General features: G+C 71.7%; 16 protein-coding genes and 1 pseudogene. 10 read left to right on the forward strand and 7 right to left on the reverse strand.

Translation table 11 applies throughout. The features are described 5' to 3' along the window. From WG209_RS17265 to WG209_RS17275, 3 genes are all read right to left on the reverse strand, one after another. On the reverse strand, window positions 1-2844 hold a 2844-nt coding region (locus tag WG209_RS17265), incomplete at its 3' end, for a beta-ketoacyl synthase N-terminal-like domain-containing protein (protein ID WP_337176321.1). An 88-nt stretch (window positions 2845-2932) separates the two neighbouring features. Further along, a complete protein-coding gene (locus WG209_RS17270; RefSeq protein ID WP_337176322.1) occupies window positions 2933-4504 on the reverse strand; it encodes a PfaD family polyunsaturated fatty acid/polyketide biosynthesis protein in 1572 nt (523 codons plus the stop codon). A 268-nt stretch (window positions 4505-4772) separates the two neighbouring features. Next, window positions 4773-5507 (reverse strand): class I SAM-dependent methyltransferase, encoded by a 735-nt coding sequence (locus WG209_RS17275; RefSeq protein ID WP_337176323.1) that lies wholly within the window; start codon window positions 5505-5507, stop codon window positions 4773-4775. 741 nt (window positions 5508-6248) lie between these two features. Here WG209_RS17275 and WG209_RS17280 point away from each other — a divergent pair. The 7 genes and pseudogenes from WG209_RS17280 (at window position 6249) to WG209_RS17310 (ending at window position 12024) form a co-directional block, all read left to right on the forward strand. After that, the gene (locus tag WG209_RS17280) at window positions 6249-7007 is read left to right on the forward strand and encodes a ThuA domain-containing protein (RefSeq protein WP_337176324.1); all 759 of its coding nucleotides are present in this window, start codon (window positions 6249-6251) and stop codon (window positions 7005-7007) included. A gap of 340 nt (window positions 7008-7347) precedes the next feature. Next, entirely contained in the window at window positions 7348-7962 is a 615-nt protein-coding gene (locus WG209_RS17285; protein WP_337176325.1) for a redoxin family protein, read from the forward strand. Window positions 7963-8076: 114 nt separating this feature from the next. After that, window positions 8077-8601 carry a TlpA disulfide reductase family protein gene (locus WG209_RS17290; protein WP_337176326.1) on the forward strand — a complete coding sequence of 175 codons (525 nt, stop codon included), beginning with the start codon at window positions 8077-8079 and terminating at the stop codon, window positions 8599-8601. A 121-nt stretch (window positions 8602-8722) separates the two neighbouring features. After that, window positions 8723-8908 (forward strand): annotated as a pseudogene (gene rpmE, locus WG209_RS17295) (50S ribosomal protein L31); the annotation flags it as partial. Between the two features lie 232 nt (window positions 8909-9140). After that, window positions 9141-10208, forward strand: a complete 1068-nt coding sequence (gene prfA, locus WG209_RS17300; RefSeq protein ID WP_337176327.1) for a peptide chain release factor 1 — start codon at window positions 9141-9143, stop codon at window positions 10206-10208. Window positions 10209-10237: 29 nt separating this feature from the next. After that, window positions 10238-11131 carry a peptide chain release factor N(5)-glutamine methyltransferase gene (prmC, locus tag WG209_RS17305; protein ID WP_337176328.1) on the forward strand — a complete coding sequence of 298 codons (894 nt, stop codon included), beginning with the start codon at window positions 10238-10240 and terminating at the stop codon, window positions 11129-11131. A gap of 14 nt (window positions 11132-11145) precedes the next feature. Further along, window positions 11146-12024 carry a carbonic anhydrase gene (locus WG209_RS17310; protein WP_337176329.1) on the forward strand — a complete coding sequence of 293 codons (879 nt, stop codon included), beginning with the start codon at window positions 11146-11148 and terminating at the stop codon, window positions 12022-12024. 82 nt (window positions 12025-12106) lie between these two features. Here WG209_RS17310 and WG209_RS17315 read toward each other — a convergent pair whose 3' ends face one another. The 4 genes from WG209_RS17315 to dapF form a co-directional block, all read right to left on the reverse strand. After that, complete coding sequence (locus WG209_RS17315; RefSeq protein ID WP_337176330.1) at window positions 12107-13738, reverse strand: galactose oxidase; 1632 nt, start codon at window positions 13736-13738, stop codon at window positions 12107-12109. A gap of 55 nt (window positions 13739-13793) precedes the next feature. Next, window positions 13794-14063, reverse strand: a complete 270-nt coding sequence (locus WG209_RS17320; protein ID WP_337176331.1) for a hypothetical protein — start codon at window positions 14061-14063, stop codon at window positions 13794-13796. Further along, a complete protein-coding gene (locus tag WG209_RS17325) occupies window positions 14060-15148 on the reverse strand; it encodes a DUF1559 domain-containing protein (protein WP_337176332.1) in 1089 nt (362 codons plus the stop codon). Before WG209_RS17325 ends, WG209_RS17320 begins: the two co-directional genes overlap by 4 nt. Before the next feature lie 278 nt (window positions 15149-15426). Further along, on the reverse strand, window positions 15427-16266 hold the full coding sequence (gene dapF, locus WG209_RS17330) for a diaminopimelate epimerase (protein WP_337176333.1): 840 nt from the start codon (window positions 16264-16266) through the stop codon (window positions 15427-15429). 134 nt (window positions 16267-16400) lie between these two features. On the opposite strand from dapF, the gene WG209_RS17335 reads away from it, so the two are divergent. The 3 genes from WG209_RS17335 (at window position 16401) to WG209_RS17345 (ending at window position 21341) form a co-directional block, all read left to right on the forward strand. Further along, the gene (locus WG209_RS17335; protein WP_337176334.1) at window positions 16401-17189 is read left to right on the forward strand and encodes a site-2 protease family protein; all 789 of its coding nucleotides are present in this window, start codon (window positions 16401-16403) and stop codon (window positions 17187-17189) included. Window positions 17190-17349: 160 nt separating this feature from the next. Beyond that, on the forward strand, window positions 17350-19848 hold the full coding sequence (gene lon, locus WG209_RS17340) for an endopeptidase La (protein ID WP_337176335.1): 2499 nt from the start codon (window positions 17350-17352) through the stop codon (window positions 19846-19848). After that, complete coding sequence (locus tag WG209_RS17345; RefSeq protein ID WP_337176336.1) at window positions 19845-21341, forward strand: sugar ABC transporter ATP-binding protein; 1497 nt, start codon at window positions 19845-19847, stop codon at window positions 21339-21341. Before lon ends, WG209_RS17345 begins: the two co-directional genes overlap by 4 nt. The last annotated feature ends 18 nt before the right edge of the window (window positions 21342-21359 follow it).

Below are 21359 nucleotides of genomic sequence, written 5' to 3' on the forward strand. Positions count from 1 at the left end.
GATCGCGATCGCGGTCGGGGCGGGCTTCGGGCCGGGTTCGGGGGCGCGAGGACGCGGGGGCGCGGGGGGGGCCGCCGCCGCCTTGGGCCTCGGATGGGCGCCGCAGACGGGGACCGTCAGGCCGCGCTTGCCGTCGGTCGCGGGGAGGACGAAGCGCTCGTCCCAGCGGGCGAGGTCGACGGGCCGGCCGGACGCGGCGACCGTCGCCAGGGCGACGGCCAGGGAGAGGAGGCCGTCGGGCTCGCGCCGGGAGTCGGTCGCGGCGGCGGCGTGGGGCTTCCCGTCCAGGATAGGGCCGACCAGCCCGGTCAGGACGGCGTCCGGGCCGACCTCCAGGAACAGCCGGGCGCCGTCGCGGTGCATGGCCTCGACCATCGCGGCGAACTCGACCGGGCTGGCGAGCTGGTCGGCCAGCAGGTCGCGGGCGGCGTCGGCGTCGTCGGGGTAGGCCTCGGCGGTGGCGTTGGCGTAGGTCGGCGCCGGCGACGGCCGGAACTCGACCGACTCGAGCGCCTCGCGGAAGGGGATCTCGGCGTCGGCCACCAGCCTGCTGTGGAAGGCGGCGGAGACGGGGAGGCGCTTGGCGGAGACGCCGGCCTCGCGGAGCAGCGCCTCGGCGCGGGCGATCGCGTCCGTTGGGCCGGATAGGACGCTCTGGCGCGGGCCGTTCTTGTTCGCCGTCACGACCTCGGGGGCGCCGTCGCGGAGCAGCCGCTCCAGCTCGTCGGCCGGGGCGAACGCGGCGAGCATCGCGCCGGCGTCCCGCCCGGCGCACCTCCCCATCGCCTCGCCGCGCTCGGCGGCCAGGCGGAGCAGGGCGTCGGCGTCGATCCGGCCGCAGGCGTGCAGCGCGGTCAGCTCGCCGAAGCTGTGGCCGGCGGCCATGTCGGGGCGGACGCCGAAGTCCTCCAGGATCCCGAGCATCCCCAGCGAGGTCGCGCCGATGGCCGGCTGGGCGCGGCGGGTGTCGCGAAGGGCCTCGTCGTCGAGCCGGCGGCGTTCGTCGGAGAACGTCGGCGGCGGGTGGACGCGGCCGGCGGTCTCGCGGCCGACCCGCTCCAGCGCCGAGAGCATCCGGGGGAATCGGCAGGCCAGGTCGCGGCCCATCCCGACGTACTGCGAGCCCTGGCCGGGGAACAGGAACGCGAGCTTGCCGGCCGCCGGACCCCGACCCCGGAAGACCCGCCTCGACCCCGGCTTGCCTTCGGCCCTCGCCTCGGCGATCAGCGCGGGGAGGTCGTCGCCGCGGCGGGCGACGAGGAGGAGGCGATGCGCCCGGCCGGGGCGGAAGGCGGCGCGGCTCCGCGCGGCCTCGGCCCGGACGTCGGCCCAGGGGGTCGTCGCGGTCCACGAGGGGAGCGAGGCCGCCAGGGCGTTCGGGTCGTCGGCGGCGTAGGCGAGGATCTGGACGTCCCCCCCCCAGTCGATCGCGGGGCGGTCGGGGCGGGCCTCCTCCAGCACGCAGTGGAAGTTGCTGCCGCCGAAGCCGAACGCCGAGACCGCCGCGCGGCGGGGGGCGTCGCCGGCCAACCAGGGACGGTCCTCGGTGGCGACGTAAAACGGCGAGTCCTCGGCCGCCAGGCGGTCGAGCGGGCGGTCGACCTTGATCGTCGGCGGCAGGACCTTGTGGTAGAGCGCCAGCGCGGCCTTCACCAGCCCCGCCGCGCCGGCCGCCGCCTTGGTGTGTCCGATCTGCGACTTCACCGAGCCCAGGGCCACCGAGCGCGGGGCCGCTCCGGCGGCGCGGTAGACCTCCTCCAGCGCCTCGACCTCGATCCCGTCGCCCACCCTCGTCCCGGTGCCGTGGGCCTCCACCAGGCCGATCGTCCTTGGGTCGACCCCGGCGGCCTCGTACGCCCTGCGCAGGGCCTTCGCCTGTCCCGCCGCCTTGGGGGCGTAGACGGCCTGGCCGCCGCCGTCGCTGGAGGCCCCCATCCCCTTGATGACCGCGTAGATCCGGTCGCCGTCGCGCTCGGCGTCGGCCAGCCGCTTCAGGACCATGATCCCCAGGCCCTCGCCCAGGATCGTCCCGTCGCCGTCGGCCGAGAACGGCCGGGCGTCGCCCGAGGGCGACAGCGCGGGGGTCTTGCTGAAGCACATATACATGAAGATGTCGTTGAAGGTGTCCAGCCCGCCGGTGAGGGCCACGTCGCAGCGGCCGGCGGCCAGCTCCAGCAGCGCCAGGTTCACCGCCCCCAGCGAGCTGCCGCAGGCGGCGTCGACGACGCAGTTGGTCCCCCCCAGGTCGAGCTTGTTGGCGATCCGCCCGGCCGCCACGTTCCCCAGCAGGCCCGGGAACGACGCCTCCTGCCAGCCGACGTAGGAGTCGGCGATCCGTCGCACCACGTCGTCGGCCGTGCCCCGATCCACCCCGGCGTCGTCCAGCGCCTTGCGCCAGGCGGGGTGGCCCAGGCGGCTCGCCAGCGGGATGACCAGCTCCAGCGTCCCGGTCACGCCCAGGATCACGCTCGTCCGATCTCGCGCGAAGTCGCGCCCCCCCGCGCCGTAGCCCGCGTCCTCCAGCGCCCGGCGCGCCACCAGCAGGCCCAGGAGCTGGGTGGTGTCGGTCGCCTCGACGGCGTTCGGGGCGATCCCGAAGTCCATCAGCGGGAAGTCGACCGGGGCGAGGAACCCGCCCCGACGCGCGTAGGTCCGATCGGGCGCCTTGGGGTCGGCGTCGTGGTAGTCCTCGGGCCGCCAGTGGGTCTCCGGGACCTCGTCGATCGCGTCCAGCCGACCGCGGATGTTGGACCAGAAGCGCTCCAGATCCTCGGCCTTCGGGAACAGGCAGCCCATCCCGACGACGGCCACCGGGACGGACGACGGTGGATCGGCCTGGTTCAAGTCACTTCCCTTTCGAGCGTCGATGCGGGACGGGTGGGATGTCTGGGTCGAATGGGCGGCCGGTAGGCGTGAGGATCGACTCCCCATGTTAAGGTTTCGCCCCCCGCTTCTCAATCTCTTCGCGCGGCAGGGGGGCGAGCCGGGGGATGCCGTCGGGGAGGATGACGCCCTGCATGGCGGCGGCCCGAGCCCGCAGGAGGACGGCCGCGTTATAGAGGATGTTCAGGGCGACGTCCGGGGCGCGCCTGGCCTCGGGGGCCTCCAGGAACGACCCGCGGGTCCAGTCGTTGAACGCGGCCATCGCCGGGCCGCACCAGACCTGGTAGTCGACCGCCCGCGACGGCTCGCCGACGTTCGCCCAGCGCGACGCCTGGCCGAGATACCAGCGGAACACCAACGCCATCTTGATCTTGGGGTCGGCCTCGGCCCGGGCGATCTGGGACGGGTCGCGGCGGGCGAAGAAGGCCCGCGTCTGCTCCCAGACCTCGGACAGCGGCAGCCGGAAGATCGTCTTCTCCAGCGCCTGGCGGTCGGCCTCGGGGATGGACTCGATCCGGTCATGGGCGCGGTAGTATTCGTACAGTTTCGCGGCCCGCATGGCGAACATGGTCCCGCGCTTGAGGACCTGGACCTTCACGCCCATCTCGAACATGTCGGCGGCGGGGGCCATGGCCACGTCGGCCTGCTGGGCCTTCGCCAGCATCGCCCGGACGGCGTCGGACGTGCCGGCCTCCACGCATGCCTGATTGACCGACCCGGTCACGAGGTACGCTGCCCCCATCGCCAGCGCCCCGGCCGCCGCCCAGGGGGTCGAGATCCCGCCGGCGGCCCCCACGCGCAACGGGCGGTCATACCCGTGCTCGGCGGCCATCCTGTCGCGGAGCGCGAGGAACGTGGGGAGGAGGACCACCAGCGGCTGGTTGTCGGTGTGGCCGCCGGAATCGGCCTCGGCGGTGAGGTCCTCGGCCATGGGGATCGTCGCGGCCATCGCGGCCTGGTCGGCCGAGATCGCCCCTTGCGCCACCAGCTCGCGGAGGATCTTCTCGGGAGGGGGGGCCAGGAACCGCGAGGCCACCTCCACGCGCGAGGCCTTGGCCACGATCCGATTCGGGACGACCACTCGCCCGCGCTCGTCGCGATGGATCCCGGAGACCCGGTATCGCACCACCGACGGCGTCAGGCCCAGGTAAGCCGACGCCTCCACCAGCCTTACCCCGCGCCGGAGGTAGAGGTCGACCACGGCGGACTCGATCGCCGGCTCCGACGGGCTGTGGATCAGGTTGAAGCCGCAAGGCGCTTTGTCGCCCAAACCACCCTGAATCCGGTCGACGGCCCGCTCGACGGCGTCGACGGGGAGGCCGGCGGAGCCGAAAAATCCGAGCATGCCCGCGCGGCCCATGGCCTCGACCAGCTCGACGGAGGCGATGCCGTTGGCCATCGCCCCGGCGACGACGGCGTGGCGGACGCCGTGGAGGCGACGGAAGGAGGCGTCTCCCAGGAGTTCGAGCGGCTGGGGGGGGATGAACGCGGCCCCGGCCGGGGGGGCCGAGCCCGGCTCCAGGAGCCGGGGGGGGCCTTCGCCGGGGTTCGCGGCGACGCCCCGGGCGACCTCGCCGAGCGCGCGTTCCCATGCCTCTCGATCGGTCTCGACGCGCTGCACGACTCGCTCCGCCTTCCGCCACGCGGGGCCGCCCACGAGCCGACCGGGCCCCGCGCGACCGGCGCTCGGGGGTCCATTCGGTTCGTCGATCGGGGGCCGATGTCCGAAGAGGGAAACGGCTAGATATACCATCGCGACGCCCCGCCCGACAGGCGGGATTCGTCGCGCCGTCCCCGCACTCATACGACCGCGAGCCCGCCGGTTCTCGCCCCGGCGGGCTCGCGAAGCGTGCCAAAGCGCTCTGGCGGGCAAAGCGGACTCGCCCCGATCAGGCCCCGACGCGGCGCTCGACGGGGGCCTCCGGCCGGCCGAGCATGGTGCTGGAGAGGTTGAAGTGGGGGGCCGGATAGATCGGGGCGGGCTCGGCGGCGATGGCCTCGTTCAGGAGGAACGGGGCGAGGCCGCGGTGGACCTTCTGGGCGACCGCCTGGAATCCCGCGCGGCCGAGCAACTCGCGGAACCGGCGGGCGGAGGCGTGGTGGACGTTCCCCTCCCGGAAGGTCACGCAAACATCATAGATGAACCAGCCCCAGGGGGCGTCGCGGTAGCCGTCGATCAGGAGCAGCCGGCCCTCGGGCTTCAGCACCCGATGCATCTCCGCGACCGCCGCCTCCTGGTCGGGGTAGTGGTGGAAGCTGTTGGCGCAGGTGACGAAGTCGAACGAGCCCTCGGCGAACGGCAGGCGTTCGCTGTCCCCCTGGACCGGGTGGACGTGATCGGCCAGCGCCTCCCAGCGCCTCGCCCCCTGGGCCAGCATGCCCGAGACGAGGTCGACCCCGTAGACCCGCGCCGACGGGAGCGCCTCGCGGACGCGGGCGGCGAAGACGCCGGTCCCGCAGCCGACGTCCAGGATGTTGATCGGCCTGTCCCCGGCCACGTCGCTGATCCGACGGATCAGAGCCCGGTGCGAGGGGCCGAACAGGAGCCATTGCAGCACGCAACGGTCGTAGCTCTCGCTCCAGCGGCCGAACTCCTCCGTCGCCTGCTTCTTGTCGTACGCCACCTTCGGCCTCCCGCCGTGCCCGGCCCTTGCGAACGGTTCTCATCCCTGATAGGCCGCCCCCGCTCCGGGAAGGCGACCTCGCGCATCGCGGCGATGGCCTTGTACAGCAACCCGGCGAATCGCACAACCCCGGGGGCGGGGGGGCATCCTCGTGAGAAGCTCGCGAGGCTCGCGCGGTCCGAGGGCAGTACCCCACGGTTGGGTTCGTTCGTCGACGCGGGACATCTCGGGTTTCGCCCCAACTTATTTACCAACAACCTGTTGAGCAGGAACTCCGTTGGCTTCGTTCGTCATTTTCGAATATGGATCTCGATCGCCGCCGGCGGTCGCCGGGATCCGTTTCGCCCGGGAGGTCAAGGGGGCGGGGGCGTGGACGACCGGCCGTCGGCCGAGGTTGGATCGCGGGGATTGCGCGACGACGCTTCCGCCGCGACGGCCCGTCACTGGCCTGTTACCGATGCCGGGTTGTCAAGGAGCGAGGTCCACGATCTCTAGTAACAGTCCGCGGCGTGAGGACGGCGATTTCACGTTTCCGGATCTTTTTCCTCGCCCGGTGGATTCGGCGGCCCCGCGCCGCCGATTTCGAATGGCATTCCCGATCCGTGGGATTCTGTTGTCCTTGCGCCGGGGGGCATGTACGATGTTCGCTGGAGTCCCGCCGGATTCGACGCCGGGGCTTCGCCCGCCCTACACCCCTCCCTCGGACCCCGAAGCCTGGACCCCGCACTCCAGGAGGCCGCATTGAAGAACCATCTCCGGTCCATCGCGCGTACACTGGTCCCGCTCTGCGGGTTCGTCGCCGCGTGGCACGAGGCGCCCGCCCTGGGCCAATCGACGGGGGTCGTGCGGGTGCGGGTCTGGTGCGAAGGGGAGACGGTCACGGCGGCATACCCCGAAGGGGTCGACGCCGCGCTGGTGGAGGCGGTGGCGCGGCGGCCCGAACTGGTCGTCTCGCGCGGCCTGCTCGACGAGCCCGCCGCGGGGCTGGACGACGGGACGCTCGACCAGACCGACGTGTTGCTATGGTGGGGCCGCGACCGCCACGACGAGGTCCCCGACGATCGCGCCGAGGCGGTCGCCGCGCGGGTCCGCGAGGGGCGGTTGGGGCTGGTCGCGCTGTACGGCTCGTACCGGAGCAAGCCTTTCCGCCTTCTGATGGACAGCATGCCGTGCGAACCGGGGAGTTGGCGCGAGGACGGCCGCCCCGAGTTCATCGCCGTCCGCGCGCCCGACCACCCCATCGCCGCCGGGGTCGCGCCGTTCACGATCCCGCGGACCGACATGTTCTCGGAGCCGTTCGCCGTCCCCGAGCCGGAGACCGTCGTCTTCGTCTCGAGCTGGGAGCGGGGCGAGACCGTCCGCAGCGGCATGACCTGGACCGTCGGCAAGGGGCGCGTGGCCTACCTCCGCGCCGGCCCCGAGTCGTACCCCGTCCTGCACCACCCGTCGTTGCGCCACGCGATCGGCAACGCCGCCGGATGGGCCGCCCGCCGGCGCTGAGTCTCGCGCCGCCGTGGCTTCCGGGCCGTCGACGCCATGCTGGCATGGCTCGACGACGCCGCGCGCGGGGTTGTTGACTGGCCTCACCGGGGTCTTATAATCGGGACGTTCATCGTCGGAAAGCGACAGCGAGTGCGATGCGACGGCCCTTTTGGGCCGTCCCGAATGGCGCGGCCGGACGGGCCGCGGAGACCGGCTTCAACGCTCTCTTCAAGGGAGCTGAGTGTTCGGGGGCCCGCCGCGGGCGGCCCCCCCCTCGACCGATCGGTGATTCGCCCGAGGGCGCGGGCCTCGTCGATGCCCTCGCCCGGACCTCACACCCCAGACGGAGTCAGCATCGATGCGGAAAGTCCTCCTGAGCATGGTCGCCCTCGCCCTGGCCACCCCGGCGTTCGCCGGCGAGTTCAACAAGGTCCTGAGCGCCGGCGACAAGGCCCCGGACTTCGCGGGCATCCCGGCCGTCGCCCCCAACGGCGAGGAGGCTAGCCTCACGCTGTCGGACATCAAGGAAGACGTGGTGGTGCTCGTCTTCCTGGCCAACCACTGCCCGGTCGTCGTGGCCTGCGAGGACCGCCTGAACGAGTTCACCAGCGAGTACAAGGACAAGGGCGTCCGCGTCGTCGGCGTCGCCGTCGACCATCGCGACTCCGACAAGCTGCCCGCCATCAAGAAGCGGCTGGCCGACAAGAACGACGGCAAGATCAACTACGTCTACGGCCACGACGAGAGCAAGGCCATCGGCAAGGCCTACGGCGCGACCGTCACGCCGACCGTCTTCGTCCTGGACAAGGATCGCAACATCGCCTACCTCGGCGCGATCGACGACAACCACAACCAGGAAGACAAGGTCACCAAGCACTACCTGAAGGACGCCGTCGACGCCGTGCTGGCCGGCAAGGCCCCGGCCGTCAAGGAAACCCGCGCCACCGGCTGCGGCATCTCCTACAACAACTGATCCGACCCCGCCGGGATCGATCGACGCACGCGCGGGCCGCCGGACAGACCATCCGGCGGCCCGCTTCGCTTCCGCCCACACCCTCCACCCCGACCCGCCGAGGACCCGACGGCCATGATCCGCAACGCCGCCCTCCTGACGCTGGGCCTGATCGCCTGCCTCGCCCTCCCCGGCCTCGCCGCCGAGCCGATCGCGCTGCAGCGCCTCACCTGGGACCAGTTCCAGAAGCACCTGGCCTCCCCGCCAGAAGGGACCAAGTTCACGGTGGTCGACGCCTGGGCCACCACCTGCGGCCCGTGCAAGGAGAACTTCCCGCACCTCGTCGAGATGCACAAGAAGTACGCCTCGAAGGGCCTGGCCGTCGTCTCGCTGTCGATCGACGACCCCGAGGACGCCAAGGCCGTCGCCGACGCCGAGGAGTTCCTCCGCGAGCAGAAGGCGGACTTCACCAACGTGCTCCTCGAGGAGGAGTTCGGCCTGGGCTACGAGAAGCTGGACATCGGAGCCATCCCGGCCGTCTTCCTGTTCGGGCCCGACGGCAAGGAGGTGAAGCGATTCACCATGGACGACCCGAACAATCAGTTCACCTACGACGAAGTGGAGAAGGACGTGGTCTCCCGCCTCGACGCGGGGAGGTGAAGTGACCTTGGGCCTCGTCCGGCCGCTGTGATACAATGACGACTTCGGCCGCGCCCGGACTCCGAACCGCGCGCGGCTGCTCCCATTCCCGACCCGAGCCTTCGAGAAGAGACGGACGGCCATGAAAGACGGCATCCACCCCAAGTACATCGAGTCGACGGTCACCTGCGGCTGCGGCAACTCGTTCCAGACGCGCAGCACCCGCCCCAAGATCGTGGTCGAGGTCTGCTCGAAGTGCCACCCGTTCTTCACCGGCTCGGTGAAGTTCGTGGACGCGGCCGGCCGAGTCGACAAGTTCAACAAGAAGTTCCAGGGGACCTACGGCAAGGCCAAGAAGGCGGCGGCCGCCGCCGAACCCGCCGCCGAGCCCGCCAAGGCCTGAGCCGACCCCTCGCCGACCGACCGATCTCGCCCCGATGCGCGCCTCGCCTCCCGACGCAGAGGACTGCGACGACGCCCCTCCTCCCCTTGCGGGGGGGGGGGACCGGAGCGGATCGGCCGGGACTCGCCAGCACCATGGCCGTTAGGGCCCCCAGCCCGTGTTCGAGAAGCTGCAAGCGGATTACCGACGCTTCCTGGAGATCGAGCGATCGCTGCTCGACCCCGCCGTCGCCGCCGACCCCGCGCGCGTCGCGGCCCTCTCCCGCGAGCGCGGCAAGGTCGCCAAGGTCGCGACCCTCTACGGCCGCTACCTGGACCTCGGCCACCAGATCGAGGAGGCCGAGACCCTCGTCGATTGCGAGGACGACCCGGAGATGCGGTCGTACGCCGAGGGGGAACTCGCCACGCTCAAGCGTCGGCGCGAGGCCGACGCCGAGTCCCTGCGCGACCTGGTGTACGACCGCGAGGCCGGGGCCGACCACGCCGCCCTCATCATGGAGATCCGCGCCGGCGCCGGCGGGGACGAGGCGGCGCTGTTCGCCCGCGACCTGTACGAGATGTACCGCCGCTTCGCCGAGTCCATGCGCTGGAAGTTCGAGCTGCTCGACATGGAGGCGACCGAGCTGGGGGGCTTCCGCGAGGTCTCCTTCAGCATCGCGGGGGAGGGCGCCTTCCGGCTCCTCCAGTTCGAGAGCGGCGGCCACCGCGTGCAGCGCGTGCCGCGGACCGAGACCCAGGGCCGCATCCACACCTCGGCGGCCACGGTCGCGGCGCTCCCGGAGCCCGAGGACGTGGAGATCGACATCAGGCCGGAGGACGTCCGGATCGACCTGATGTGCTCCGGCGGCCCCGGCGGCCAGCACCAGAACAAGACCGAGAGCGGCGTCCGGCTGACGCACCACCCCACCGGGATCGTCGTCAACTGCCGAGACGAGCGCAGCCAGCACAAGAACAAGGCCAAGGCGTTCCGCGTCCTCCGCACCCGCATCTACGAGCGGCTCCAGGAGAAGACCCGCTCCGAGCGCGACGAGGCCCGGCGCACGCTGATCGGCTCGGGCGACCGCTCGCAGCGGATCCGGACTTACAACTTCCCCCAGAACCGCGTCACCGACCACCGCGTCGGCCTGACCCTGTACAACCTGGACCGCGTGATCCAGGGAGACATGGGCGACCTGCTCTCGGCGCTGGTCGACCACGACCGCCGCGAGCGGCTGGGCGACCTCTGACCCGACCCACCCTCACGGAGCGAGGCCCCATGCCCCCCGACGACGAGTGGACGATCCGCCGTCTCCTCGCCTGGACGACCGACTTCCTAGGGCGCAAGGGCTCGGACAGCCCTCGCCTCGACGCCGAGGTCATGCTGGCGCACGTCCTGGGGTATGAGCGGGTCCGGCTCTACACCCATCACGAGGAGATCGTCGGCGATCGCGGCCGGACCGAGTTCCGCGAGCTGGTGCGCCGCCGATCCGAGGGGGCGCCGGTCGCCTACCTGGTCGGGCGGAAGGAGTTCTACTCGCTCCGCTTCGACGTGACGCCGGCCGTCCTGATCCCCAGGCCGGAGACCGAGTTCGTCGTCATCGAGTTCCTCGACGCGGTGAAGGAGATCGAGGAGCCCTCGGCGGTCGACGTGGGGACCGGCTCGGGCTGCATCGCCGTCGCCTGCGCCCGGCACAAGCCCGGCGCGCGGTTCCTGGCCGTCGACCTCTCGCCCGAGGCGCTCGAGGTGGCGGCGCGAAACGCCGAACGCCACGGGGTCGCCGAGCGTATCGAGTTCATGCGCGGGGACCTGCTCGCCCCCGCCGCCGGTCGTGGGCCGTTCGACGTGGTGGTCTCCAACCCGCCGTACATCGCGACGGCGGAGGTCGACCGGCTGGACCCGAGCGTCAAGGACTACGAACCACGGGCGGCGCTGGACGGGGGCCCGGACGGGCTCTCGGCCTACCGCCGCCTGGTCGCGCAGGCCGCCCCGCTGCTGAAGCCGGGCGGCCGGTTGATCCTCGAGATCGGTCATGACCAGGAGGAAGCGATCGGAGCGATCATCGCCGAGTCGGGGGCGTTCGAGCCGCTGCCGACCGTCCGCGACCTGCAAAGCCACCCTCGCGTCGCCCGCGCCGCGAGGACTTCTCGGCCCTGTGCCACCCTCCCTTAAGGAAGGACCGAAGCATGCCGCGACACGACCTGCGCTACAACCCCGCCAGCCCGGACGTGAGCCGACCCTCCAACAGCGACGAGGCGCGAGAGGCGCTGCTGGAAGGCAATCGCCGGTTCGCCGAGTGGATCACCGCCTGCCGTCACTCCATCCACGAGCACGGGTCGGTCGACTCGGAGCAGGTGAACGAGCTGGTGCTCTCCTGCGGTGGGCTGCCGTCGATCCTGCACCATTCGCCGGAAGAATACCCCGCGCAGGCGCCGTTCGCGGTGGTCGTGGGCTGCTCGGACGCCCGGGTGCCGATGGAGATGATCTTCGGCCAGGGTTACAACGACCTTTTCGTGATCCGCAACGCCGGCAACGTCATCAGCGCGGTGCTATCCGGGTCGGTCGATTTTTCGCTGACGGCCCTCGCCGATCACGTCCGGGCGATCGTGGTGCTGGGCCACACCGGCTGCGGCGCGGTGAAGGGGGCCGTCGGCTCGTATCTCGACCCGTCGCGTTACTGGTCGAAGGCGGTCTCGCCGAATCTCCGCGCCATCCTCCAGCGGGTCTTCATCGCGGTCCGCGAGTCGGACCGGGCCCTCCGCGCGACCTGGGGGCCGGACGCGTCGGCGGCGGCGAACTACGACGAGACGCTGACGGACGCCGCCGTCCACCTGAACGCGGCCTATTCCGCGTTCGAGCTGAGGCAGCAGGTGGAGACGGTGGGCGCCGCCGGCATCGAGGTCTACCACGGCGTCTACGACGTCCGCAGCCATACCGTCCGCGTCCCGCCCCGCGAGGGGGACGCCGACCGGGGCGGGGCGGTCGGCCTGGCGCCGGCGGCGAAGCAGCCCGAGGAACTCTCCGCGCTGGCGCGGCAGATCGCCGGGGCGCTCCGGCCCGCCTGACCCCAGTCGACCCGCGCGACGCCGGCCTCGCCCTCCGAAGACGGGCGAGGCCGGCGAGCGAGCCTTTCGACGAGGCCGCGTCTCAGCGGACGGCGGGGACCGCCTCGATGACCGGCGTCTGGGACGCGCCCCGCGCCGCGCCGCCGACGGCGATGATCGTGTCGCCGGGGCCGGGGAGAAGCCGGTGGGTCAGCCGGGGCAGGGCCCAGGCGCCGACGGCCTCCCAGGCGTCGCCGGCGTCGTTCAGCCGGAAGATCCGGCCGGACGAGCCGCTGTAGTAGATCCGGCCCGCGACCTCGAAGGCCGACGTCCCGAAGCCCTCGGTCCGGCCGCCGCCCGGCAGCTCGGGGCCTTTCGCCCATGAGCCCGTGGCGGGGTCGTAGACGTCGACGCCCCGATCGACCCTCATCCCGCCGCCGATCAGGCCGCCCAGGACGTAGAGCTTGCCGTCATGCGCGGCGACCGACAGGGCGCGACGCCGGAACGGCTGCGGGATCTTCTTCCAGCCGGCCTCGGGCCGATCCAGGTCGAAGGCGACGAGGCAGTCGAGGAACTCGCTGTCCTCGTCGGCCCCCTTCATGTGCCAGCCGCCAGCGGCGTAGACCGTCCGGCCGATGACGACGGCGTCGTGGGTCGAGCGCGGCTCGGGGAGGGGGGCGAGGGCCGTCCAGGTCTTGCTCTCCGGGTCGAACCGGGAGAAGTCGGCGACGGAGTGGAGGTCGTGCTCCTCGCCCGGCTGGTTGGCGGCGACCATCCCGCCCAGGCGGTAGAGGTACCGGCCGTCGGACACCAGGGCGACCCCCTGGAGGTCCTTCTCCATCGGCAGCTCTTCCCACGTCTTGCCGTCTTCCAGGTCCAGCCGGCGGAAGTTCTTGGCCGTGGTGTTCACGTCATACGAGTGGGTCTCGCCGACGTGCCCGCCGTAGATGTAGAGCCACTTGCCCAGCACCGCGCCGCCGAAGCTGTTGACGGCCGGGGCGGGGACGTTGGCGATCGTCGTCACGTCGATCGCCGACTTGCCGGCGCACAGCGTCGCGGCGGGGGTGAAGATGAGCGTGGCGTAGTAGCGGGTCTCCTCGAACGCCTTGCCGTCCAGCTCGCCGGCCGTCTTGTCGACGTGGTTCGCCCACACCCCGGCGCGACCCTCGGCCAGGCCCTCGACGGCGACGCGGCCGTGGTCGTCGGCGGTCAGCTCGATCGGCTCGGCCTCGGCCGGATAGACCTTCACGCGGGCGCCGGCGACCGGCTCGCCGTCGTAGAGGACCTCCAGCACGGGGGTCGAGTCGGCCGTGACGACGCGGACGCGGAGTTTGTCGGCGGCTTCCTTCGACCCCTCGGCGACCGCCTCGGTCTGGGCGCGGGCCGTGTAGTAGAGGCGATGGGACGACTTGCCCCGCGCGTTGACGCCCAGGTCATGCTCGGCGTCGACGACGACCGGCGGCTTGCCGACCCACGACGCCACGCGGGAGTCCTCGGCGAGCGCGGAGGGGACGGCCTGGCCGTCGACGGTGAGCCTCAGATCCTTCAGGTACTTCAGGAACTGGGCGTCGGGCTCGGGCTCCTCGTTGAAGAAGGCCCGGACGACCGTCTCCGCGGGCTTCGGGCCCGGCTCGGCCTTCATCCAGATGAAGTGGGCCCAGGCGGGCCGCGGTAGGGCGACGACCGCGGCGATGGACAGCGCCATGAGGAACTTGCGCGGGCGGGCGTGAGTCATGGGGTCTCGGTCTCTCGGATTCGGGGGATGGAGTTCGGTCGAGGAGCCGCGCCGGTCATTCCGGCTCGGCGGGGAGTTCGATCTTCTTCCTGCGAGCGGCCTTGGCCTCCTTCCGCTTCAGCGCCTCGCGGTTGGCCTGGTCCTCCGCGAGCGCCTTGCGGGCCTCCTCGGAGTCGACGGCGACGACCGGGCTGACCGGGGGGGGGGACGAGTCGCCGCAGCCGGGGGCCGACCAGGCGAGCGCCAGGAGGGCGAGGGCCGGTGCCGGCAGGGCCCCGCGGAGGCGCGGCCCACGCCGATCGTCGGGGCGGATCGCGTCGCTCACAGCGAGTCGGACGAGATGACCTCGCCGCCCCCCATGGTCGACAGCGCCTGATAGGTCTGCGGCGAGACCGAGTCCTTGACGGCCCGGACGGTGCCGTCGCCGAAGAGGAAGTTGGTCATGCCGGGGTGGGCCGAGCGGAAGTTGGGCATCCGCTGGGCGGGCTGGGGGTAGGGGACGCCCGGGGGCGAGTCGTAGACGTCGGTGATGGAGTTGGTCCCGCAGTCGTTGACGGCGTAGGCGTTGCCCACCGAGTCGACGGTGCGGGCGACGATGCCGCCGATGATCCGCGAATTCACACCGTCGCGGGCCCAGGTCCGGTCGCGGCCGTAGGCCATGAACATGATGTTGTCGTAATAGACCGGGCCGGCCGCGTTGAACGACGCCAGGGGGAGGCACACGCGAGATTCGTTGCCGGAGGCGTAGTACTTGTTCCGCTGGTTGCCGCCGGCCGACTCGCCCAGCAGCATCGTGTTGCTGGTGCCGTCGGTGATCTCGGCCAGCCGGGTGGCGGTGTCGAACCCGAAGGGGCCCATCCGGTTCGTCTCGCCGAAGCCCTTGATCGAGTAGCGGCCGGCCCCGCCGTTGAATGCATAGTCGGTCACGGCGACCTTGCTCAGGCTCCAGCTATAGCCCGTGGAGTACGAGGCCCCGACATCGCCGGTCGCGCGGTTCGACGGGCACAGGAACATGCCGAACTGTGACCCCAGCGCCGTGGTATTCCCGGGCGCCGACCAGCCCTGATAAGTCACGCCGCCCGAGAGCGCGCCCAGGCTGAAATTGAAGGCGTTGTAGACGCCCCCCTGCTCGATGAACGGCATCAGGAACGCGAACCCGGTGTGGTTCATGTACGTGTACATCATACCGCCCTGCATCGCGGGGGGCAGGACGTTCGTGGCGCTCTCATAATTCATCACCGCCAGACCGATCTGCTTCAGGTTGTTGGTGCATTGGATCCGGCGGGCCGCCTCGCGGGCCGCCTGGACGGCCGGTAGCAGGAGAGAGATCAGCACGGCGATGATCGCGATCACCACCAGTAGCTCGATCAGCGTGAAGGCTCGCCGATCGCCGCCGGGACGCTTCGTCATGGGTCGATTCTCCGATGTCCGCGATCGCGATGCTCGCCGCCCCCGGGACACCAGCCCCGGCGCGTCGCGGCGAACCATGCGATTGAGATTCAGTCTCACTGTGGCGGACTGTATCGGCACTGAGACTCGATGTCAAAGCAAATCTGTCGGGATGCCGGAATCCCAATGCTTGGATGCGGAACGATAGGACCTGGAGAGATGGGAGAGGAGGGGGGAGGCGAGGGCGCGACGCGCGGTGGCGTCGCGCCCGAGGCGGCGTGGCGTGGCGTGGCGATCGCTCAGGAATCGCGCAAGACGCCGGAGAAGACCTCGGTGGCGGGGCCGGTCATGAAGACGGGGGCGGAGCGGTCGGCCCATTCGAGTTCGAGGTCGCCGCCGGGGAGGTGGGCGAGGACGCGCGGGCCGGTCCGACCGGCGAGCACGCCGGCGACCGCGACGGCGCACGCGCCCGTGCCGCAGGCGAGGGTGACGCCGGAGCCGCGCTCCCACGTCCGCATCCGGACCTCGGCGGGAGAGATCACCTCGGCGGCGTGAAAGTTCACGCGGCGGGGGAACGCCGCGTGGCGCTCGATCAGCGGCCCGAGGGCTTCGAGGGGGAACTCGGCCACGTCGTCGACGAAAAGGACCGCGTGGGGGTTCCCCATGGAGACGGCGGTGAGCTTCAGCTCCTTGCCGCCCACCTCGACCGGGGCGTCGACGACGGGGTGGCCGGGCAGGGTGGTCGGGATCAGCGCGGGGTCGAGGATCGGCGTCCCCATGTCGACCCGGACGAGCCGGGCCTCGTCCCCCTCGACGGTCAGGTCGAGCGTCAGGACGCCGCGGCCGGTCTCCACCGTGACGCGCGGCTTGCGGGCGATGTCGTGGTCGTGGATATACTTGGCGACGCAGCGCACGCCGTTGCCGCACATCTCCCCCTCGGAGCCGTCGGCGTTGAACATGCGCATCCGCGCGTCCGCCTTGTCGCTGGGGAGGATCAGGATGAGGCCGTCGGAGCCGACGCCGAAATGGCGGTCGCTGACGGCCCGCGCCAGTGCGACGGGGTCGGCGGGGGCGGGCTGGGTGAATGCCTCGACGTAGACGTAGTCGTTGCCGAGGCCGTGCATCTTCGTGAATTTCATGGGGGAAGGTCGGTCGAGCGGGGGGTACGGCCGGGAACGTGGCCGCGCCCGTTGGCCTGGAGGGCGGGCGCGAGGGTAGTATTGTAGGCTCGACGCCCCGATCGCATCCAGCGACGCTCGACCGCGAGGCTTTGATGTTCACCGATACCGCCGAGACCCGTTACGACCTCCGCTTCCAGATCCTGGGGATCCCCGTCCGGGTCCATCCCTGGTTCTGGGTCATCAGCGCCCTGCTCGGGGCGTCGGGCGAGGCGGGCCTGGGGGTGGTCCTCGCCTGGGTCGGCTGCGTCTTCGTCTCGATCCTCGTGCACGAGCTCGGGCACGCGCTGATGGGAAGGCGGTTCGGATCCGACCCTTCAATCCTCCTCTATAGCTTCGGCGGGCTATGCTATACGGGGGGCGAGCGCACGCCCGGCCAGCGGCTCGCGGTGCTGCTGGCCGGCCCCGCGGCGGGGGTGTCCCTCTACCTGGCGACGATCGGGGCCTACTCCCTCGCGTACGGCATCACCCCGCGCGAACACCTGGCACTCTCGATGCCCTTCCTGGGGCTGGAGCCGGACGCGGCCGAGCTGTTCCGGGGCGTCGGCAAGATCGGCGGGTACCAGGCGCTGGTGCTCTACTCCATGCTGGTGCAGATCAACCTCTACTGGTCGATCATCAACCTGATGCCGATCTGGCCGCTCGACGGCGGCCAGGCGACCCAGGTGGTGCTCTCCCAGGTCAACCGCCGGGAGGGGGCGCGCTGGGGGCACGGCATCTCGTTCGTCACCGCCGGCCTCCTGGCGCTCTTCCTTGGCATCCGCGGCCAGAACATGTTCATGACGATTTTCATGGGGTACTTCGCCTTCATCAACTACCAGGCCCTGCACTCCCTGCACGAGGCCTCTCGGTTCGGCGGGCGCGACGATTGGTGGCGATCCTGACGGGCCCCCGGCCGCGCCGCCGGGCGGGCGGGCGGCCGCCGCGAGGGTCCCTCTTCCTTTTCCGCGGGCGATGCACCACAATTCATCCGGCCGTCGGGATCGCCCCCTTCGGGGCGTGACCGGCCGACGTCCTCCGACTGACAGAACGGACCGAGTCTTCATGCAATCACGCACCAGGAAAGGGTCGTCAAGGAAGGGGACGAAGGCGCGACGGGAGGCGGAGGTCGAGGGGGGCGTCCGGTCGAACCGGCTGCCGCTGCTCCCCTTGCGCTCGGATCTGGTCTTCCCGCAGACGGTCGTGCCGCTGGTGGTGAACCGGGCGAGCGGGATCCGCCTCGTCGACGACGTGTACGCGGGGGAGCGGCTGGTCGGCCTGGCGAGCCAGCTCCACCCCGAGGTGGACGACCCGGGGATGGCCGACCTGTACCCGACGATCTGCGTCGGCACCGTGCTGAAGATGCTGAAGTTCCCCGACGGGTCGACCCGGATCGTCTGCCAGGGGCAGACGCGCGCCCGGCTGGTGGACGTGGTGCGGACGGAGCCCTACCTGATCGCCGAGGTGGAGCCGCTGGAGGAGGTGGAGGAGCCGGGGGTGGAGGTCGACGCCCTGGTCCACCACGTCAACCGGCTGTTCCAGCGGATGGTCGACCAGTCGCAGCAGGTGCCGGAGGAGCTGCAGGTCGCGGCGATGAACACCCGCGAGCCGGGGCGGTTCGCCGACCTGCTGGCGTCGAGCCTGCCGTTCTCGATCGAGGAGCGGCAGATCCTCCTCGGCGAGATGAACGTCCGCCTCCGCCTGGAGCGGCTGGCCCAGTTCCTGTCGCGGCAGCTGGCCGTGCTGGAGCTGTCCACCCGGATCCAGGAGCAGGTCGGCAGCGAGCTGTCCAAGGCCCAGCGCGACCACTTCCTCCGCCAGCAGATCAAGGCCATCCAGGAGGAGCTGGGCGAGGGGGACGGCGACAACCCGGAGGCCGCCGAGCTGTGGGCCCGCGTCAAGGAGGCCGGCCCGCCCGAGGACGTCCTTCGCGAGGCCGAGCGCGAGATCGAGCGGCTCTCGACGATGCACCCCAGCTCGGCGGAGTTCTCGATCGTCCGCACCTATCTCGACTGGATCGCCGTCCTCCCCTGGGCGAAGTCCAGCAAGGACCGGCTGGACCTGCGCCGGGCTCGGAAGATCCTGGACGAGGACCACTACGACCTGGAGAAGATCAAGGAGCGGATCCTCGAGTACCTGGCCGTGCGCAAGCTGAAGCGCGACATGAAGGGCCCCATCATCTGCTTCGCCGGGCCGCCGGGGACGGGGAAGACCTCGCTGGGCAGGAGCGTCGCCAAGGCGCTGGGGCGCGAGTTCGTGCGCGTCAGCCTGGGGGGCGTGCACGACGAGGCGGAGATCCGCGGCCACCGCCGGACCTACGTCGCCGCGATGCCCGGCCGGATCATCCAGGGGATGCGCAAGGCCCAGACCAACAACCCCGTCTTCATGCTCGACGAGGTCGACAAGCTCGGCAACGACTTCCGCGGCGACCCCTCCTCGGCGCTGCTGGAAGTGCTGGACCCGGAGCAGAACGGGACGTTCCACGACCACTACCTGGACGTCGACTTCGACCTTTCGAAGGTGATGTTCATCGCCACGGCGAACGTGCTGGAGTCGATCCCCTCGCCGCTGCTGGACCGGATGGAGGTGCTGAACCTGCCGGGCTACAGCGAGGAGGAGAAGACCCTCATCGCGCGGAAGTACATCGTCCCGAAGCAGCTGGAGGCCCACGGGCTGGTTGAGGCGGACCTCGACGTGACCGATCAGGCGATCAAGAAGATCATCGCCGAGTACACCCGCGAGGCCGGCCTTCGCAACCTGGAGCGCGAGATCGCCGCCGTCTGCCGCAAGGTGGCGCGCCGTCGGGCCGAGGGGAGGCGCAAGGCCGTGACCATCGGCCCGGAGCACATCGCCGAGCTGCTGGGGCCCCCGCGCTTCTATCGCGAGCTGGCCGACCGAACCGGCGTCCCCGGCGTGGCGACCGGGCTGGCCTGGACCCCCGCCGGCGGCGAGATCCTGTTCATCGAGGCCACCGGCATGCCCGGCAAGGGGGGGCTGACCCTCACCGGCCTGCTGGGCGACTCGATGCGCGAGAGTGCCCAGGCCGCGATGAGCTACCTCCGCAGCCATGCCAAGGCGCTGGCGCTGGACCCGACGCGGCTGGGCAAGACCGACGTCCACGTCCACGTCCCCGCCGGCGCCGTGCCGAAGGACGGGCCGTCGGCCGGCGTGGCGATCGCCTCGGCCCTGATCAGCCTGTTCCGCGACCGGCCGATCCAGGAGGAGCTGGCGATGACCGGCGAGGTCACGCTCACCGGCCGCGTCCTGCCCGTCGGCGGCGTGCGGGAGAAGGTGCTCGCCGCGCGTCGGGCCGGCATCAGGACGATCCTCCTGCCGCGACACAACGAGAAGGACCTCGTCGAGCTGCCCCCCGAGGTGAAGGCCGACATGACCTTTCGCCTCGTGGACACGCTCGACGACGTGCTGCCCAGGCTGTTCGAGGATCGGCCGGCGAAGCCCCGAGAGCCGCAGCCGGCGTCCCCTCCCTCCGGCCGGAAGCGGCCGAAAAAGGCCGACGAACCCGCCGCCGCCACCCCCGACCAGCCCCCTCGCCGCCGCCCATGAGCCAGGCAACCGCCCCCCCCGCCGTCGTCGCCCTGAGCGGCCTCACGAAGTCGTTCTCGGGGACGCGCGCGCTGAAGGGGGTCGACCTGGAGCTGCGCGGCGGCGAGATCCACGCCCTCTGCGGCGAGAACGGCGCGGGCAAGAGCACGCTGATCCAGATGCTCGGCGGCGCCCAGCGGCCAGATTCCGGGACGATCGCGATCGACGGCCGCCCCGCGCGGTTCGCCGGCCCGGCCGGGGCCCTCGCGCGCGGGATCGCGGTCATCCACCAGGAACTGGCCGTCGTCGACGCGATGACCGTGGCCGAGAACCTCGCGCTCGGGGACGAGCCCCGGTTCGGCCCCTGGCTCCGCCGCGGCGCGATGGCCGCGTCGGCGCGGAGGAAGCTGGACGAGCTGGGCTTCGCGATCGACCCGAACGCCCGCGTCGGCTCGCTGCCGATCGGGGCGAGGCAGCAGGTGGAGATCGCCCGGGCCCTCGGGCGGGACGTCCGCGTCCTGGTCCTGGACGAGCCGACCGCCGCCCTCTCACGCGCCGAGGCCGACCGGCTGTTCGACATCCTCCGGGATCTCCGCGCGCGGGGGATCGCCATCCTCTACGTCTCGCACCACCTCGACGAGGTCTTCGCGCTGGCCGACCGGATCACGGTGCTGCGCGACGGCGCCAGGGTGGGCTCGTGGCCGGCGACGGAGACCTCGCTCGCCGAGGTCGTCGCCCACATGGTCGGCGAGGCGGTCGACGTCCGCGACCGCCCGGCGCGGGAGGCGACCGGCCCCGCGCGGTTGCAGGTCCGGGGGCTGGCCGGCGGCTCGCTGCGCGGGCTCGACCTGGAGGTCGCCCCCGGCGAGGTCGTGGGGCTGACCGGTCTCGCCGGCGCGGGGCACGAGGACGTGGCCCCGCTCCTGTTCGGCGCCGCCCGGCCGACCGGCGGCGACGTCGTCTGGGACGGCCGGCCCTACCGCCCCGGGCACCCCGCCGAGGCCGCCCGCCTGGGCGTCGCGATGGTCCCGGCCGACCGTCGCGGCCAGGGCCTGATCCCGCCGCAGGGCGTGCTGGAGAACCTGACGCTCGCCAGCTACCCCGACCTCGCCCGCGCCGGCTGGCTCCCGCGAGGCGCCCAGAAGGGGATGGCGCGCGAGTGGTCCGAGCGGTTCGAGGTGGCGTCGGCCGGCCTGTCGCAGAAGGTCCTCACGCTCTCCGGCGGCAATCAGCAGAAGGTCCTGCTGGCCCGATGGGCGGCGCGGAACCCCGAGCTGTTCATCCTGAACGAGCCGACCCGTGGCATCGACGTGAAGACCCGCGAGGCCATCCACCGCTGGATCGACGGCCTGGCGGAATCCGGGCGCTGCGTGCTCCTGATCACGTCCGACGCGCAGGAGATGGCCCGCCTCGCCGACCGCTGCCTCATCGTGCGCGGGGGGATGGTCGCGCGGGATTTGAAGCCTCCCGACATCACCGAGCACGCCATCGTCGCCGCCGTGGTCGAGGGCTGAGGGGCCGGCACCCTGCCT

The organism is Paludisphaera sp. (assembly GCF_037189885.1).
Classification (GTDB): Bacteria; Planctomycetota; Planctomycetia; order Isosphaerales; family Isosphaeraceae; genus Paludisphaera.